This window comes from Mucilaginibacter sp. (genome assembly GCF_039925265.1).
Classification (GTDB): domain Bacteria; phylum Bacteroidota; class Bacteroidia; order Sphingobacteriales; family Sphingobacteriaceae; genus Mucilaginibacter.
Genome location: NZ_JBDSZG010000046.1, coordinates 129,061 through 142,708 on the forward strand (window position 1 = coordinate 129,061; position 13,648 = coordinate 142,708).

The 13,648-nt window shown below is 45.7% G+C and carries 12 protein-coding genes; 5 read left to right on the forward strand and 7 right to left on the reverse strand.

Translation table 11 applies throughout. The features are described from left to right. The first annotated feature begins 16 nt into the window (after window positions 1-16). The 3 genes from ABIX36_RS20940 to ABIX36_RS20950 all read left to right on the forward strand — a co-directional run bounded on the left by ABIX36_RS20940 (window position 17) and on the right by ABIX36_RS20950 (window position 3,113). Complete coding sequence (locus ABIX36_RS20940; RefSeq protein WP_128534338.1) at window positions 17-373, forward strand: BlaI/MecI/CopY family transcriptional regulator; 357 nt, start codon at window positions 17-19, stop codon at window positions 371-373. 11 nt (window positions 374-384) lie between these two features. Further along, on the forward strand, window positions 385-2,586 hold the full coding sequence (locus ABIX36_RS20945; RefSeq protein ID WP_348084123.1) for a M56 family metallopeptidase: 2,202 nt from the start codon (window positions 385-387) through the stop codon (window positions 2,584-2,586). 194 nt (window positions 2,587-2,780) lie between these two features. After that, window positions 2,781-3,113, forward strand: coding sequence for a hypothetical protein (locus ABIX36_RS20950; RefSeq protein ID WP_348084124.1), 333 nt, complete (start codon window positions 2,781-2,783; stop codon window positions 3,111-3,113). Window positions 3,114-3,210: 97 nt separating this feature from the next. On the opposite strand, the gene ABIX36_RS20955 is transcribed toward ABIX36_RS20950, so the two are convergent. The 7 genes from ABIX36_RS20955 to ABIX36_RS20985 form a co-directional block, all read right to left on the reverse strand. Beyond that, a complete protein-coding gene (locus ABIX36_RS20955) occupies window positions 3,211-3,756 on the reverse strand; it encodes a DUF4199 domain-containing protein (protein WP_348084125.1) in 546 nt (181 codons plus the stop codon). Between the two features lie 38 nt (window positions 3,757-3,794). After that, complete coding sequence (locus tag ABIX36_RS20960) at window positions 3,795-4,463, reverse strand: hypothetical protein (RefSeq protein ID WP_348084126.1); 669 nt, start codon at window positions 4,461-4,463, stop codon at window positions 3,795-3,797. Window positions 4,464-4,465: 2 nt separating this feature from the next. After that, window positions 4,466-5,725, reverse strand: a complete 1,260-nt coding sequence (locus ABIX36_RS20965) for a dihydroorotase (protein WP_348084127.1) — start codon at window positions 5,723-5,725, stop codon at window positions 4,466-4,468. A 28-nt stretch (window positions 5,726-5,753) separates the two neighbouring features. Then, window positions 5,754-7,802 carry a BatA domain-containing protein gene (locus ABIX36_RS20970; protein WP_348084128.1) on the reverse strand — a complete coding sequence of 683 codons (2,049 nt, stop codon included), beginning with the start codon at window positions 7,800-7,802 and terminating at the stop codon, window positions 5,754-5,756. Window positions 7,803-8,427: 625 nt separating this feature from the next. Further along, entirely contained in the window at window positions 8,428-9,177 is a 750-nt protein-coding gene (locus ABIX36_RS20975) for a hypothetical protein (RefSeq protein WP_348084129.1), read from the reverse strand. 12 nt (window positions 9,178-9,189) lie between these two features. Then, window positions 9,190-11,505 carry a family 20 glycosylhydrolase gene (locus ABIX36_RS20980; RefSeq protein ID WP_348084130.1) on the reverse strand — a complete coding sequence of 772 codons (2,316 nt, stop codon included), beginning with the start codon at window positions 11,503-11,505 and terminating at the stop codon, window positions 9,190-9,192. A gap of 275 nt (window positions 11,506-11,780) precedes the next feature. Then, on the reverse strand, window positions 11,781-12,344 hold the full coding sequence (locus ABIX36_RS20985) for a YqgE/AlgH family protein (protein WP_348084131.1): 564 nt from the start codon (window positions 12,342-12,344) through the stop codon (window positions 11,781-11,783). 111 nt (window positions 12,345-12,455) lie between these two features. Between ABIX36_RS20985 and pdxH the strand changes: the two genes are divergently transcribed. After that, entirely contained in the window at window positions 12,456-13,103 is a 648-nt protein-coding gene (gene pdxH / locus ABIX36_RS20990) for a pyridoxamine 5'-phosphate oxidase (RefSeq protein WP_348084132.1), read from the forward strand. Then, window positions 13,100-13,597: an NADH-quinone oxidoreductase subunit C gene (locus ABIX36_RS20995; protein ID WP_348084133.1), complete on the forward strand. Its 498-nt coding sequence runs from the start codon at window positions 13,100-13,102 to the stop codon at window positions 13,595-13,597. The genes pdxH and ABIX36_RS20995 overlap by 4 nt, the downstream gene beginning before the upstream one ends. Window positions 13,598-13,648 lie beyond the last annotated feature (51 nt).

The following is a 13,648-nucleotide window of genomic DNA, read 5'->3' on the forward strand; positions in this document are numbered from 1 at the left end:
AAACAATCGTAGAAAGATGGAGAAATTATCACAGCAAGAGGAAGATGCCATGCAAGTAGCCTGGCAGGCGGGCACCGGTTTTATCAGGGATTTTTTGGAATTACTTGCCGAACCTAAGCCACCTTATACCACCCTTGCATCAACCATAAAAAACCTGGAGAATAAGGGTTTCTTAAAAAGTGAGAAGCTTGGTAATTCTTACCGGTACACCCCCGCTATACAGGAAGAGGAGTACAAAAAACGCTTTATGAGCGGCTTTGTAAGTGATTACTTTAAAAACTCCTATAAAGACCTGGTTACCTTTTTCGCTAACGAGAAAAAGATTAGCGCCAGCGAGTTGAAAGAGATCATTAAACTGATAGAAAAACCTTAATAACCACTACAATGCCAACCTTATTTGTTTTTTTATTTAAAGTGAACATGGCCCTGCTGCTTTTTTGCGCTGGCTATTACCTGGTGCTACGCCACCTTACTTTTTATTCGCTAAACAGGGTTTATTTAATAACGGCTATCATATTTGCCAGCGTCTACCCCAAAATAGACCTGACGGCATTCGCACAGCGGCACGAGAATATCGCCTTGCCGGTACAGTCGGTAATATTAAACTGGCAGGCCCCGGCGGCAAAACTGGTAAAACCTCTCGCCCAGCCCGATTACTGGCAATGGGCAACAATAGTTTTCTGGGCGGGTGCGGCGTTGCTGGCTATACGTTTACTGGTGCAGCTATTTTCGTTATTAAAACTTCACCGCAGGTCAACATCGGCCAATGTACTTAACCACCATGTAAGGCTCATCAGCGGCGAGGCGGCACCATTCTCCTTTTGGCGAAGCATCTACGTAAACCCGGCCAACCATTCCGCAGCCGATCTGAAAGCCATCCTGCTGCACGAACAGGTGCACGTAAACGGCTGGCATACCATTGATATTTTGTTAGCCGAACTCAGCAGCATCTTCTACTGGTTCAATCCCGGGGTATGGCTGATGAAGAAGGCGGTGCGCGAGAACATCGAGTTTATTACCGACCGTAAAATCCTCAACAACGGCATCGATACCAAAGCCTACCAATACAGCCTGGTGAACGTGAGCTTTAACGCAACCACGCCCGGCATTGTAAACCACTTTAACATTTCAACCATTAAAAAACGCATAATTATGATGAACGCGAAAAGATCTTCGAGGGTAAACCTCACCCGCTACGCATTTGTGGTGCCGGCTGTGGCGCTGCTGCTGGTGTTCAGTTTTTCTAATGCTGCTGTTGTTAAAAAGAATGGCGTAAAAGCATATAAAGCGATCAGCAATACAATAACCGAAAATTTAAAGGATGTGATGCCTTCGGTGTTTATCGATAAAGTTATTGACTCCGCTAAACCAAATAGGGCATTGTCTGAAGATAACGATTTCGGCTACCCGATTTATGTAAACGGCATTAAAAAGAGTACACAGGAACCGCTTCCACATGACAACGAAAGCATGTATTTCCTAAGCGGCAGAGATGCTAAAAAATATCTTAATATTGGCAATGGCGAAGGAAGGGTAACATTTACCTTTACCACCAACTCTACCAACGGAAAAGCACTGAAAGACAAAATTGAAAAATTGATAGCCGAAAATAAAGTAAAGCGCGAACAGGTGAGCCCGGAAGGGCTTGCAAAGCTTAATGCTAAACTTGTAGAAATGGATTCTTTCGACAAGGAAATGGACGCAGAGAGAAAAGCCAATTTCACTTCTACGCCAAATAAAGAGAACTACGGGGCGCTTGTTATCGATACCACTAAGAAAACCTCCTTCAAGTTCACTACAAACAACATCAGCCTGCTGGATTCCCTGAACTATGTATTGAATGGTAAAAAGATCACCATAGAAGAGTTTAACAAGATCGACCCTAACAAGATCATCGCGGTAAACATTGTTACTGCCGATATAGCCAAAACCATGCTGAACGATTATGACAGCATGAACTTCAAACCACACAGCAAGATCCTGTTTGTTACCACCAGCGATTCTGAAAAGGGCAAACAACTGGCCGAAGCGCTCGGCGTTAGGCAAAGGATAACTGCAATACGCATAAATGGTAAAGATCTTAGCCCAATGCAGGCAGATTCTATAGTGATTAATAATGTACGATTAACAAAAAACCTGAAACTCAGGAAAAGCGGTGATTTGTTGTCTCGCGATATGGATTCGGTAGTAATAGTGGGAAACGGAACAAAAAACCTATACCGGATGAACAGTGACCTGGCAACGGTAAGTGGCTTTAATACGCTCACCTACTCTACCACCTCGCCAGCCGATGTGAACAAGCGATTGAATACCGTGAGCCTATATGCCCGCTCCGGCAAAAACAGCGACATTGCCGAAGTGCGTGCCCTGCAGGGCAATGTATTTTACAGCGACAAAAACATCAGCCGCATATCTGATAAACTTATCGTGATAGATGGCAAGGAAGCTACTGAAAAGGACCTTAAAAAACTCTCCGCTTTCGACATCGACCGGATGAGTACTTCATCAGATGCCGATACCGTAAAAAAATACGGAGCCAAGGCAAAGTACGGCGTGGTTTACATCTACACCAAAAAAGCGAAATAATAAAGTACCAGTTATAGTTAATTTAAATTGGTAAGGCCGGGTAGCTAATACTGCCTGGCCTGCTGTTTTTTATTGTAGGCTATGGTGTAGTCAAAATCGGGCAAAGGCGATCACCGGCTGCATTTTTTTACCCGCAAACTTCATTTGGCAAGCATTTTGTTTAATAGTTAATATCACCAAAAAACTACTATACTATGTCTATTTCAGCATACCAACAAACCGCAGATGTACAGCTAAAAGTTGTAAACAACGCGCCTGATACCCGGGTAAACACTGGCGTAGCATCAGCAAAAATATTCAATATTTCGTTCAGCTATTTAAAAAAAGCTTACCGTACCAAGGTGATGAAGGTGCTTTACGCTGGCAGAGATGCCATGTATAAAGTGGTAATGCCCAGCAGCCTTAACGAGGGTAGCTATATGCACTGGCTGCAACGCCAGGATGAAGGCTGGGTGGTGATATTGGGTGAACCTATGGACGCCAAATTATTAAAGGCGGTAACAACTGCTATAGGTACCCAGGAATAAAGCGGTATTGAATTTATAAAAGATCTCCAAGCTCAACAATTAAAAAGGCCCCGAAATTTCGGGGCCTTTTTGTATTTTATTTGACGAATATTTTCAATTAAACAGCTGGCTCATCGGCAGTTGTATCTACCGCGTCATACGGAGAGCGCTCTTTCTTCAGGATAGCAGCGGTTACTAATGCGATAATACAGCCCGATATTAAAGAACCTATAGCCGCAGCAACCGCGCCAAACAGAGCACCATATTTTTTTGTCATTTCAATTGCCTGGTCTATCTGTTCCTGCGACATGTTCTTCTCTGCCAGCACGGTTTGTTGTTGCTCGGCAGCTTTATCCAAAGCGCCGGGATTTAAAAAGGCAAGGTAAACGTAAAAGAAAATAGCCAGCAAAAAGCCCGAAAAGAGCGAGTATTTAAACCCGGTATTAAACGCTTGTCCAAATGTTATGTAACCACCCAACTGATCTTTAAACTCCTTTTGTGCTAAAAAGCAAAAGGCGATAAACGGTAAATAACTAAGGTATTTCACAGGAGAATTTGGATCAAGGTTCAGCAACTCTGTTCCATAGGTAATTACAATTGTTGTGATAGTATAAATAACCGCCCATTTGGTGGCTATTTTAACATTGGTGGGTTTGGTTTCCATTTTTTGGATTTAATAAGGGTTAATTATAAGTTTAAATTTTATTTAAAGCTAATTAATATTTCCAACACAGCCATATCAAAAGATTTACTTACCGCGTCATCGGCGTAAGCGCTCTTTTCGGCCTCGGTTGGCTCGGTATTCTGGAAGAAGCAGATCATCGGGTAAAATAGTTCTTTCAGTTCCGAATCATCAGGTAAAGTACCGGCAACTTTGGCTATTTCGGCAGCCGGGCTTTCAACCAATATCTGGTTAGCGATAACCGGCTCGTAAATACGGTACTCATCCTGAAACTCGTCCTCATCAACCAGCAAAAATTCTTTCAGGTAATCTTCCAGTTCAGGGTCAATATCCTCATCTTCGCACTCGTTAAGGTAAAGCAGCAGGTTAAGCAGTTCGGTGCCCCTATCCAGGGTTTGCTCTTCAATTTTTTCCCACTCGGGCGTTTCCAGGTAATCGTCTTCCAGTTTTTTAACGTCTTCGCTAAAAAAGTTCACTAAAAGCAGGTCGAAGAATACTTCATGCAATTCTTCGAGCTTTGGGTTATCGTTAAAAACTTCGTCAAGCGAGTCGACTTTTTTCAGGAAAGTATCATCTGACGAAAAAACAGATTCGAATTTGGCGTTAAGCGCGGTAGCGTTAAAGCTATCATATTTAGAGAAAGCCGACAGCGCGCCGGTAATAGCCGCGCTTATTTTTGGGTCAGTCATGGTTAATTAGAGTTAGATATTTGATTATTATTACAGGTTAACAAAACTTTTCCTTTTAAGTTGTGCCCCAGGAATGGCGAGTTATAGCTTTTAGACAAGTTAGCGCCACGGTTGTATTCCCATTCGGTCTCGGTATCCAGCAAAACCAGGTTTGCTTTCTCGCCTTCGGCCAGTGTAGGTATAGCTACATTTAATATTTTGCGTGGATTGATCGACAGCAATTCCACAATTTGGTATACAGATAAGCCTGCTTTTATAGCCAGCGAGAATGCCGTTTGTAAGCCGATGATACCATACTCGGCCACCTCGAACTCTACATCCTTAAATTCTATCTCGTGCGGGGTGTGCTGGGTTACCAGCGCATCTATGGTGCCGTCTTTAAGGCCCGCTATCAGGGCATCCACATCTGCCTGGGTACGCAGCGGCGGTTTCACTTTATAAAGGCTGTCGAAGCCCATCAGCGCCTCGTCTGTTAATACGATGTTATGGATAGCGGTATCGCAGGTTACTTTTAGTCCGCGTTTTTTTGCTTCGCGGATCAACTCCACCGAGCGGGCTGTAGAAATAGTAGTAAAGTGAATATCGGTTCCCGAATCTTCGGCCAGGTAAATATCCCGGGCTATCATCAACTCTTCGGCAAGAGAGGGGATGCCCTTCATGCCCAGCATGGTGCTTACCACGCCTTCGTTCATTTTTGCCTTACCGGCGATGAAAGCGTCTTCGGCATAAGAAATTACCTTTGCGCCGAAGCCCTGCACGTACAATAAAGCGCGTTCCATCAGGCCGGCATCTTGTACCGGGCGGTTGCCATCGGTAAAGGCCTTGGCGCCGCTTTTAAACATATCGTACATTTCTGATAGGTCCTTGCCTTCGCGTTTATGCGAGATGGTGCCCAGCGGGTATATATCCACCAGTTTGCCCTTGGCACGGTTAAGCAGGTATTCAACTTCGGCTTTGGAATGTACGGGCGGATGCGTGTTAGGCATGAGGGCTATGCCGGTAAAACCACCGGCTGCTGCCGCCGCGGTACCGGTTTGCAGGTCCTCTTTGGTTTCTAAACCCAGTTCGCCAACGTTGCAGTTAAGGTCGAAAAAGCCGGGCGCGAGGTATTTGCCGGTGGCGTCTATCACCTCCGCTTTATCATCGCTCAGCGACGCGCCTATTTTTGCGACGATGCCCTTTTGAATTAAAATATCGGCAACCTGGTTATGAAAGAGAGACTCGGGATATACAACAGTGGCAGATTTGATAAGCAAATTCATTATCGCTGTTTAAAGGTGGGTTTAATGATTATCCGGCTTGCGTGGCTATACTTTTATCGGTTTTATAGAACCGGATGAGCATCGTTTCGGCGGCCAAAAATATCAAAGCCAAAATTATACAAAGTTTCCATAATTGAAGACCCGAATTTTCGGCACTGTTGATATTGTTCACATTAAATTTATCGCCCGCTATAAAATTGCTCTTTTGCGGGAAAAGTTTAGCCAGATCATTGCGATTGAGGTACGACAGGTCCGATTCGCTCCTATTATCATTAAAGGCCAGAACGGCGGCGGTGCTGTCCTGTTTTTTTAGCTCATAAATACCGGTTTGGTTAAGCTGGCCGGGTAGGTAAAGCACCGTGCTTCCCTCCTGCTGTTTTACATCGGGGATAATGGATTCAGTGCCTTTTACCAGTTTCACCACCTGTTTCTCCGTAGATTGCAGCGGCACGGTCTCAATAGCCTGGTTACTGCCAAGGGTGTAGAATAAGGATTGATCGTGTCCGCTCAGCAGGGCCACCCTAAACATCACCGGCACAAACAAGGCGTGTACGGGCAGGTTGCTAAAATCTTCGTTCAACGCAACGGCAGCTATATACAGCTTCCCCTTGCCCAAACTATAGCCCTCCCAAAGCGATTGCCCGGTTTGCAATTTCATCAGGTTTTCGGCCTGCCTGGAAGCGCCGCTTAGGGCGTAGTATTTCTTCACCACCGGCAGATCGGGGTTTTGCGGGAAAGATTCGAAGATATTTTTAAACACCTGGCTTTGCAGGTTAAGGCCCGATACTTTATTAGCCTCGGTAATAGTTTTGCCCGGGTATGCCGCGCCCATCGGCTGTAAAAGGGCCTGGTAGCTCAATAGTTCGGCTTCCGCAGAGGGGAATATCATTAGTGTGCCACCTTTGCTTACATAGGTTTTTAATTGCTGCACAAGGCCTGCCGAAACATTATCGATATCGCTCAAAACAATAAGCGGATAGGTGTTCAGCGCCGCGTAATCTACATTACCGTCCTGGGTGCGTTTAATACTGAAGAAAGGGTCGGCAGCAAAAACGGCGCTGAGGTATTTATTGGGCGTACCGCCGTCTACCAGCAATAAGGGCAGTTTACTATTTACATTAAAGGTGAAGTAAAAGCTGTTATCAAAGGTCACTGGGTTATCCTGCAGCTGGATCTCGCCACGCTGCCAACCGGCCTGCAAGCCCGAAAAAGTAAGCGTATCAACCTGTACAGAACGTGCCGCCACCGTAAAACTGCCCAATGCCTTTTGCACGCCGTTGATCAGCAGCTTCAATGGTATTTTCTCTGCCGATTTGCCGGCATAGTTTCGCAACCGTACCATTAATTTTTCGCTTTCGCCGGGGCGATGCGTGGCGTTTAACAGCCATACCGAATCTACGGCAACGTTGGGCAGTTCGCTGGCGCTAAGCTGTATGAGGTTTACCGGGAGGTCTGTTTTGGCGATATCGGCCTTACCTGCTATATTCTTTTGAAAATCGGAGATGATATAAAATTGCTTCAACGCACCTGGGGTCATCCCCAGTAAACTTTGCTGGCGGGCTGTTATCTGGGCAATGCTCCGGCTTTGCGGACTTATCTTTACCGCATCCACGGCATCGTTAAACTCCTCGCGGTTGAGCAAGCGTTGGTGTTTGCCTTCGAAATCTTGCGTGAGGAGTTGAAAGCGATCGTTTATGGCGTATGCCGATGCTATTTGCCTGGCCTTTTGTTTGGCCTCGTCCAACAGACTGCCCTCGCGGTTGAGGGTTTGCATGGAGTAAGAATTATCTACAAAAATGCTTACCAAAGCTTGTTTTCCGGCATCGGCGCTGTCCTTGCCGGGGATAAATGGCCTCGCGAAAGCAAAAACCAAAAACGCCAGTGCCAGCATCCGCGCGGCTAATATCAAACGCTCTTTAATGTTGCGGCGCGATGCCTGCTGCTCCTGCACTTCTTTCAGGAACTGCACATTACTAAAGTAAACCTTTTTATACCGCCTGAAATTGAACAGGTGAACGAATACGGGGATAGCCAGGGTGAACAGCGCAAACAGGAAAACCGGGTACAAAAAGTGCATTGATGCGGATTGGATGTGTTACAAATTTGCGAAAAATAAACCGGGATTAAACAGCTTTAGCCGATTAATGGATCTCGCCTGTTGTAATTAACGGGGATGCCTTTTTAACATTGCAAGCAGCCATCAATTGTGATATAAATTCTGTAATTCTTCTACTCCATCTATATCTGAAAGAAAATATTTGTATTTGACGGGTTGTAGGCAAAAGCAGAGGACCGATCATAAAAAAAATGCCCTGGCAACCACCCGGGCATTTTTTTATTTGGCTGAAAATCACCCGTTTATTACTTATAAAGAAATATAATTATCCAATTACATCAACGCGTGTGGCTTCTGGCACGGCTTTGGCTTTACACAAAACATGAAAGTTGTATTCAAAAGAACAAAAGCCGTAAAAAAGGATTCTTGCACAATAGTAAGCCTGTTTGCAAAGAAGATAATGGAACTGAAAGAGGTTCATTTCGCCACGTTGAACTTCCCAGGGTTTATTGCATAAGGTCTTCAACAAAGGTGCTATCTCTGCGCATGGTGCTATAGTGCCAAGTAATCCTGGATATGCATGTCTTCCGCTTTTCTATCTAAGATCGCCTCGTACATCGCCGTAGCCTGATGGTGAACAATTACCTTATCCCCTCCTTCTTCTCCGTTTCTTTTTAGCTTCCGCTTTTTTCTTTTTTGTAGATTTCTTAACTACAGTTCTCTTTTCGGGTTCTGCTTGCTTTACTGTTTGGGCAGCAGGTTTATCGTTTTTCACCGCTACAGAATCTTTACTTAATTGCTGTACCGTAAAATTATTATTACGCAAACCATATTGTATTTGCCTTTTGGCACCGGTTGGTTTGGCAAGGCTATCGTTCCGGTCATAAATCGGGAATTCGCGGATCAGCAAGCCATCTTTAATATAAAAATTATCGTCGCCCCTGTAGCCTTTGCGCTGCGAGGTGGTCAGTTTTGGAAAATCGAGCTTGTTAGCATTACTGTTGTTAAACTCATACGCGTATATTTTGGCATATTTAACCGTATCCATCGCCCTTGCCTGGATCAGAATCTCAGGGTTACCATCGGTATCCATGTCGGCATTGTATGCATCGGCAATGGTTCCGTCCAGGTCGCCCGTGGTGGTGATATACTTGGCGGCGGAAGAATCGGAGTGCAGGATCATAAACGCGCCAACGGCGCTTGCTCCCCGGCCCCAGCTCAGCACATCATACGTTTGCCCCGGCGATACCTCTATCGCTTTATGAAACCGAAATGGTTCCATTAAAGTTGGCTTTCCGGGCGCTACTTTAGCCAAAATGGCTTTTTGCGGGTCGCTGCTACATGCTGCTAATAGTATGCAAACCGTCGCTGTTAATAAACAATATCTTGCATTCATCTTTATATCGGCTTAATTGTAAAGCATTTCCGGCGATACCTCTCCTTTTGGCTTGCCGGGGATAGTCATGTAAACGCGCAGCATGCTGTTGCTGGTATAAGCATCCACATACTTAATGGTGATCTTGTGAAAACCCTTCAGTAAGGGTACTACGGCGTTTGTTTCGTTATTGCCTTTACGGCCATCGTTATCCACCAAAGGCAGGTCATCTATGTACAACACCGAACCATTGTAGGATTGTGTGGAGAAGCCATAATTGCCATCCACATCAGCCTTAATATAACCGGTATAAACCACGCCATATTTACCAAATGCTTTTTTAAACGCCGAGTTGGCCGTTTGGAAGCTTTTGGCAATACCCGTATCTATCACCGCGGCAGGGTTTATCTGCGTTGTATTTACATAAGCACCCTGCGATACCTGGTATTTAACCCCGGTGTTGGTGCCGGTAAAATCAACCGCAGGCATAGGCGCTTTGTTGTAAACCATGGTGCGGGTTATTGGGCTGCGTTTACCAGATGGGGTAACCACGATAGTTTGGAGCTCTCGGTACTGGTCTATAGGCACCTCGTAGGTCATGGGTTTGGTATACACCATTTCCGTTTCGCGCGGGGTGTAGCCATCAATGGTGTAGTATACGGTAGCGCCCTCCACCGGCGATTTTAAGTTCACCGTTAGCTGTGTACCAATAATGGTGGTATCGGCACTGCCAATGGCAACTGGCACGTGGTACTCGTAGCCTGCCTTATCCAGCCATGCTAAATGGCCCGGTAAACGGGTTTCCGCAAAATCCTTATAGTTTTTGTTGGCCACAGGTGCCCATGCAATTTCTGAAAGGGCCAGCATCCTTGGCAACAGCATAAACTCTACCTTTTTATCGGTTGTAATGTATTCGGTCCATAAGTTGGCCTGTACACCTTTAATATGTGCCTGCTGCTCGGGTGTTAAAACCGCTGGCGTTGGGTTGTAGCTGTAAATTTTCGAGATGGGCTCGTTACCGCCAATGCTTAATGGTTCCTGGTTAAGCCTTCCCTGACCATGGTCTATATAAAGGCCCTGGCTGCCCGGCGTCATAATTACATCGTGGTTTTGCTGCGCGGCAGCTATGCCACCTTCTTCGCCCCTCCAGCTCATTACGGTAGCGTTTGGCGCGAGGCCACCTTCTAAAATTTCGTCCCAGCCGATAATACTGCGGCCCTTGCTGTTCACAAATTTTTCCATCCGCTGGATAAAGTAGCTTTGCAAACCGTGTTCGTCCTTCAGTTTTAATTTTTTGATGAGGTCCTGGCAAAACTTGGAGTTTTTCCAAACCGTCTTGGGTGCTTCGTCGCCGCCAATATGGATATATTTACTTGGGAAAAGGTCGATAACCTCGGTCAATACATCCTCCAAAAAGTGGAAAGTTTTTTCGGACGGGCAATAAATATTATTGAAAACGCCCCAGGTTTCGGCAACCTTATAATCTATTTTGGGGTCGCAGCTTAGTTCGGGGAAAGCGGCCAAAGCAGCTTGTGCATGACCCGGCATTTCAATCTCGGGTACAATGTTGATGTATCTGTCGGCCGCGTATTTAATTACATCGCGGATCTGATCTTGCGTGTAATACCCGCTTACCTTGGTATTATCAAACTGTTGCGGGGTACGGTCGCGGTAGTTGCCTATAACGGTTTGTGCGCGCACGCTGGCCACTTGGGTAAGGCGGGGGTATTTCTTTATTTCGATGCGCCAGCCCTGGTCGTCGGTAAGGTGCCAGTGGAAATTATTGAGTTTATAACCCGCCATCAGGTCGATGTAGCGTTTCACCATTTCTACTGAGAAAAAGTGGCGGCAAACATCCAGCATTACACCACGATAGCCAAAGCGGGGATAATCTTCGATAGTTGCACAAGGCAATTTAGCGGTTGCGGCACGTTCTAAGGGCATCAATTGCATTAAGGTTTGGATCCCGTAAAACAAGCCGGCCCCTTTGCCGGCAACCGTAATTTGCTGTGGTGTGATGGTGAGGCGGTAACCTTCGGCAGGTAAACCTTCTGTACCGGTTGACGTTAGGTAGATGACATTTGAGCCCGCATTTGCATTCCGCATCCCAACCTGCTTGTTGTAAGCCATATTATTGGCCAAAAAGGAGGAGAAAAACAGCACCGCTTTATTATTTGGCGTATCGGCCTGTATTTTGGTTTCCTGGCTGAGGATAAACTTGCCGGTAGACCTTTTAACAGAAACCGGGACAGGAATGATACCCATATTAGGATCCGCATCCTGGGCGTTTACGGTAGTAGCAGCGGTAATTAATAGCGCAAAAAGCAACGAGGGAATCTTTTTAAACATAGGAACAAATTAACCGGGTTTATTACGAGGTGGTGAATTTAAGATTTTCTTGCGATTTCGCCGATTACTTTTTGCGATTACATCGATTTTGTGTGGGCGGCAACGCCGAAAAACTTTAGGTCGTTTGCGAGGAACCAAGCAAGCTCTAAAAAGGAAAAGCGACCACGCATATTGTCTACCAGTCTATCGAGAGGTTGCTTCGTTCCTCGCAATGACGCGGTAGTGAATTGCTTCCTCTCAAACTACTCACTACTCACTACTCCACCACTCACCATCTAATTCAACGTTGGGTTCTCCGGGAAATTGGCGATGTGGGCGTAGCGCTGGCCAAGGCTAATAACGGTTTCTTTCCAGAGGTTATGCTCGTTGTTGGCAAAAACGGCGTCTGCCTCAAATTTATTGGTCACTATCCAGGCGTCTTCGCGTAATTCGTTATCCAGTTGGTCGGGCGTCCAGCCGCTGTAGCCGGTAAAGAATTTTATCTCATCTTCCGTAAGCTGATAATTGGTTATCAGCTCCTTTATCTTGTCAAAATCGCCCCCCCAAAAAACGCCTTCCGCTATTTCAATGCCGCCTTCAATTTTGTCGGGGCAGCGATGAATGTAGTGCAAGGTATTTTCTGCTACGGGGCCGCCCATATAAACCGGGATCTCCGAATAAGATACATCAGGTAGGATATCGCCCAGCATATAGTCGGTTTGGTGGTTCAGAATAAAACCCATAGCGCCGGCCGGCGAATACTCGGTAAGGATAATAACCGACCGCTTAAAGTTCGGGTCGGGCATAAATGGTTCTGATATTAATAAGCGCCCTGCGGCTGCCGGAATTTGACTAAGCATGGGTGTAAAATTTATTATGTTATAACGCCAATTGTAAAATTATGTTCAATATCATTTAAAATGAACACTTATACAATATGTACGGTATAATTAATTTGTAAGTTTGCGATAATGAACGAGCAAGATATAGAAAATTTAAGGCAGGATTACAATGCGGCTTCGCTAAACGAAACCGATGTAGACGCCAACCCGATGCGCCAGTTTGATAAGTGGTTTAACGAGGCAATTAACTACAAAGTACATGAGCCAAACGCCATGACTTTGGCCACTGCCACGCATGATGGCCGCCCGTCGGCACGTATTGTTTTGCTGAAAGGCTTTAGCGATGATGGCTTTAAATTCTACACAAATTACCTTAGTCGCAAAGGTAAAGAGATAGCCAAAAACCCGCTGGGTGCCTTAATATTCCACTGGGGCGATATGGAACGCCAGATCCGTGTGGAAGGAACGATAGAAAAACTCGACCGCGATTATTCTGAAAAATATTTCCATTCCCGCCCAAAAAAGAGCCAGCTTGGCGCGGTGGTTTCTCCACAGAGCCAGGAAATTAGCGGCCGCGAAATGCTGGAACAAAAAATGGCAGAACTGGAAGCAGAATATGCCGATAAAGAAATACCAAAACCATCTTTTTGGGGTGGATATGTGCTCCGCCCGCGCCTGATCGAATTTTGGCAAGGTCGCCGCAGCCGTTTGCACGATAGGATAGTTTACAAAAAAACCGATAACAAAACCTGGAAGATAGTTCGCCTGGCGCCATGAGTTTCGACGAGATCAAATTATTGCTTACCGAAAAGTTTGGCGATGGCATCATAACCGGCGAAGAACGCGGCGGGATGCAGCCGGCCTTGCTTATTGAGGCTGACCGGATAGCCGAGGTTTGCCTGGAGCTGCGCAATAACCCGCGTACATACTTTGATTTCCTGAGCTGCCTGAGCGGGGTAGATTATGGCGTGGAAGCCGGCCGCTTTGGTGTGGTGTATCATTTATCGTCTATCCCGTATAATTTGCAGTTGGTTTTAAAGATCAGCAAACCTAACGACCGCGATCTGGAAGAACTTCCCTCCTTTCCCAGCATCGCCTCCGTTTATCGCGCTGCCGATTGGCACGAACGCGAAGCGTATGATATGCTGGGTATCTATTTTGATGGCCACCCGGACTTACGCAGGCTTTTAATGCCTGATGATTGGGAAGGGTTTCCGTTGAGAAAAGATTATCAAAATGCGGAGTATTATAAGGGGATAAAAATAGATTAAATGATTTCGGAATTCGGATGTTCGATTTCGGATTTACGGAAGAATTATTTT

Excerpts from the sequence above, each read along its gene's own strand:
- ABIX36_RS20940 (WP_128534338.1), top strand. The coding sequence starts at position 17 with ATGGAGAAATTATCACAGCAAGAGGAAGATGCCATGCAAGTAGCCTGG.
- ABIX36_RS20945 (WP_348084123.1), top strand. The coding sequence starts at position 385 with ATGCCAACCTTATTTGTTTTTTTATTTAAAGTGAACATGGCCCTGCTG.
- ABIX36_RS20950 (WP_348084124.1), top strand. The coding sequence starts at position 2,781 with ATGTCTATTTCAGCATACCAACAAACCGCAGATGTACAGCTAAAAGTT.
- ABIX36_RS20955 (WP_348084125.1), bottom strand. The coding sequence starts at position 3,756 with ATGGAAACCAAACCCACCAATGTTAAAATAGCCACCAAATGGGCGGTT.
- ABIX36_RS20960 (WP_348084126.1), bottom strand. The coding sequence starts at position 4,463 with ATGACTGACCCAAAAATAAGCGCGGCTATTACCGGCGCGCTGTCGGCT.
- ABIX36_RS20965 (WP_348084127.1), bottom strand. The coding sequence starts at position 5,725 with ATGAATTTGCTTATCAAATCTGCCACTGTTGTATATCCCGAGTCTCTC.
- ABIX36_RS20970 (WP_348084128.1), bottom strand. The coding sequence starts at position 7,802 with ATGCACTTTTTGTACCCGGTTTTCCTGTTTGCGCTGTTCACCCTGGCT.
- ABIX36_RS20975 (WP_348084129.1), bottom strand. The coding sequence starts at position 9,177 with ATGAATGCAAGATATTGTTTATTAACAGCGACGGTTTGCATACTATTA.
- ABIX36_RS20980 (WP_348084130.1), bottom strand. The coding sequence starts at position 11,505 with ATGTTTAAAAAGATTCCCTCGTTGCTTTTTGCGCTATTAATTACCGCT.
- ABIX36_RS20985 (WP_348084131.1), bottom strand. The coding sequence starts at position 12,344 with ATGCTTAGTCAAATTCCGGCAGCCGCAGGGCGCTTATTAATATCAGAA.
- pdxH (WP_348084132.1), top strand. The coding sequence starts at position 12,456 with ATGAACGAGCAAGATATAGAAAATTTAAGGCAGGATTACAATGCGGCT.
- ABIX36_RS20995 (WP_348084133.1), top strand. The coding sequence starts at position 13,100 with ATGAGTTTCGACGAGATCAAATTATTGCTTACCGAAAAGTTTGGCGAT.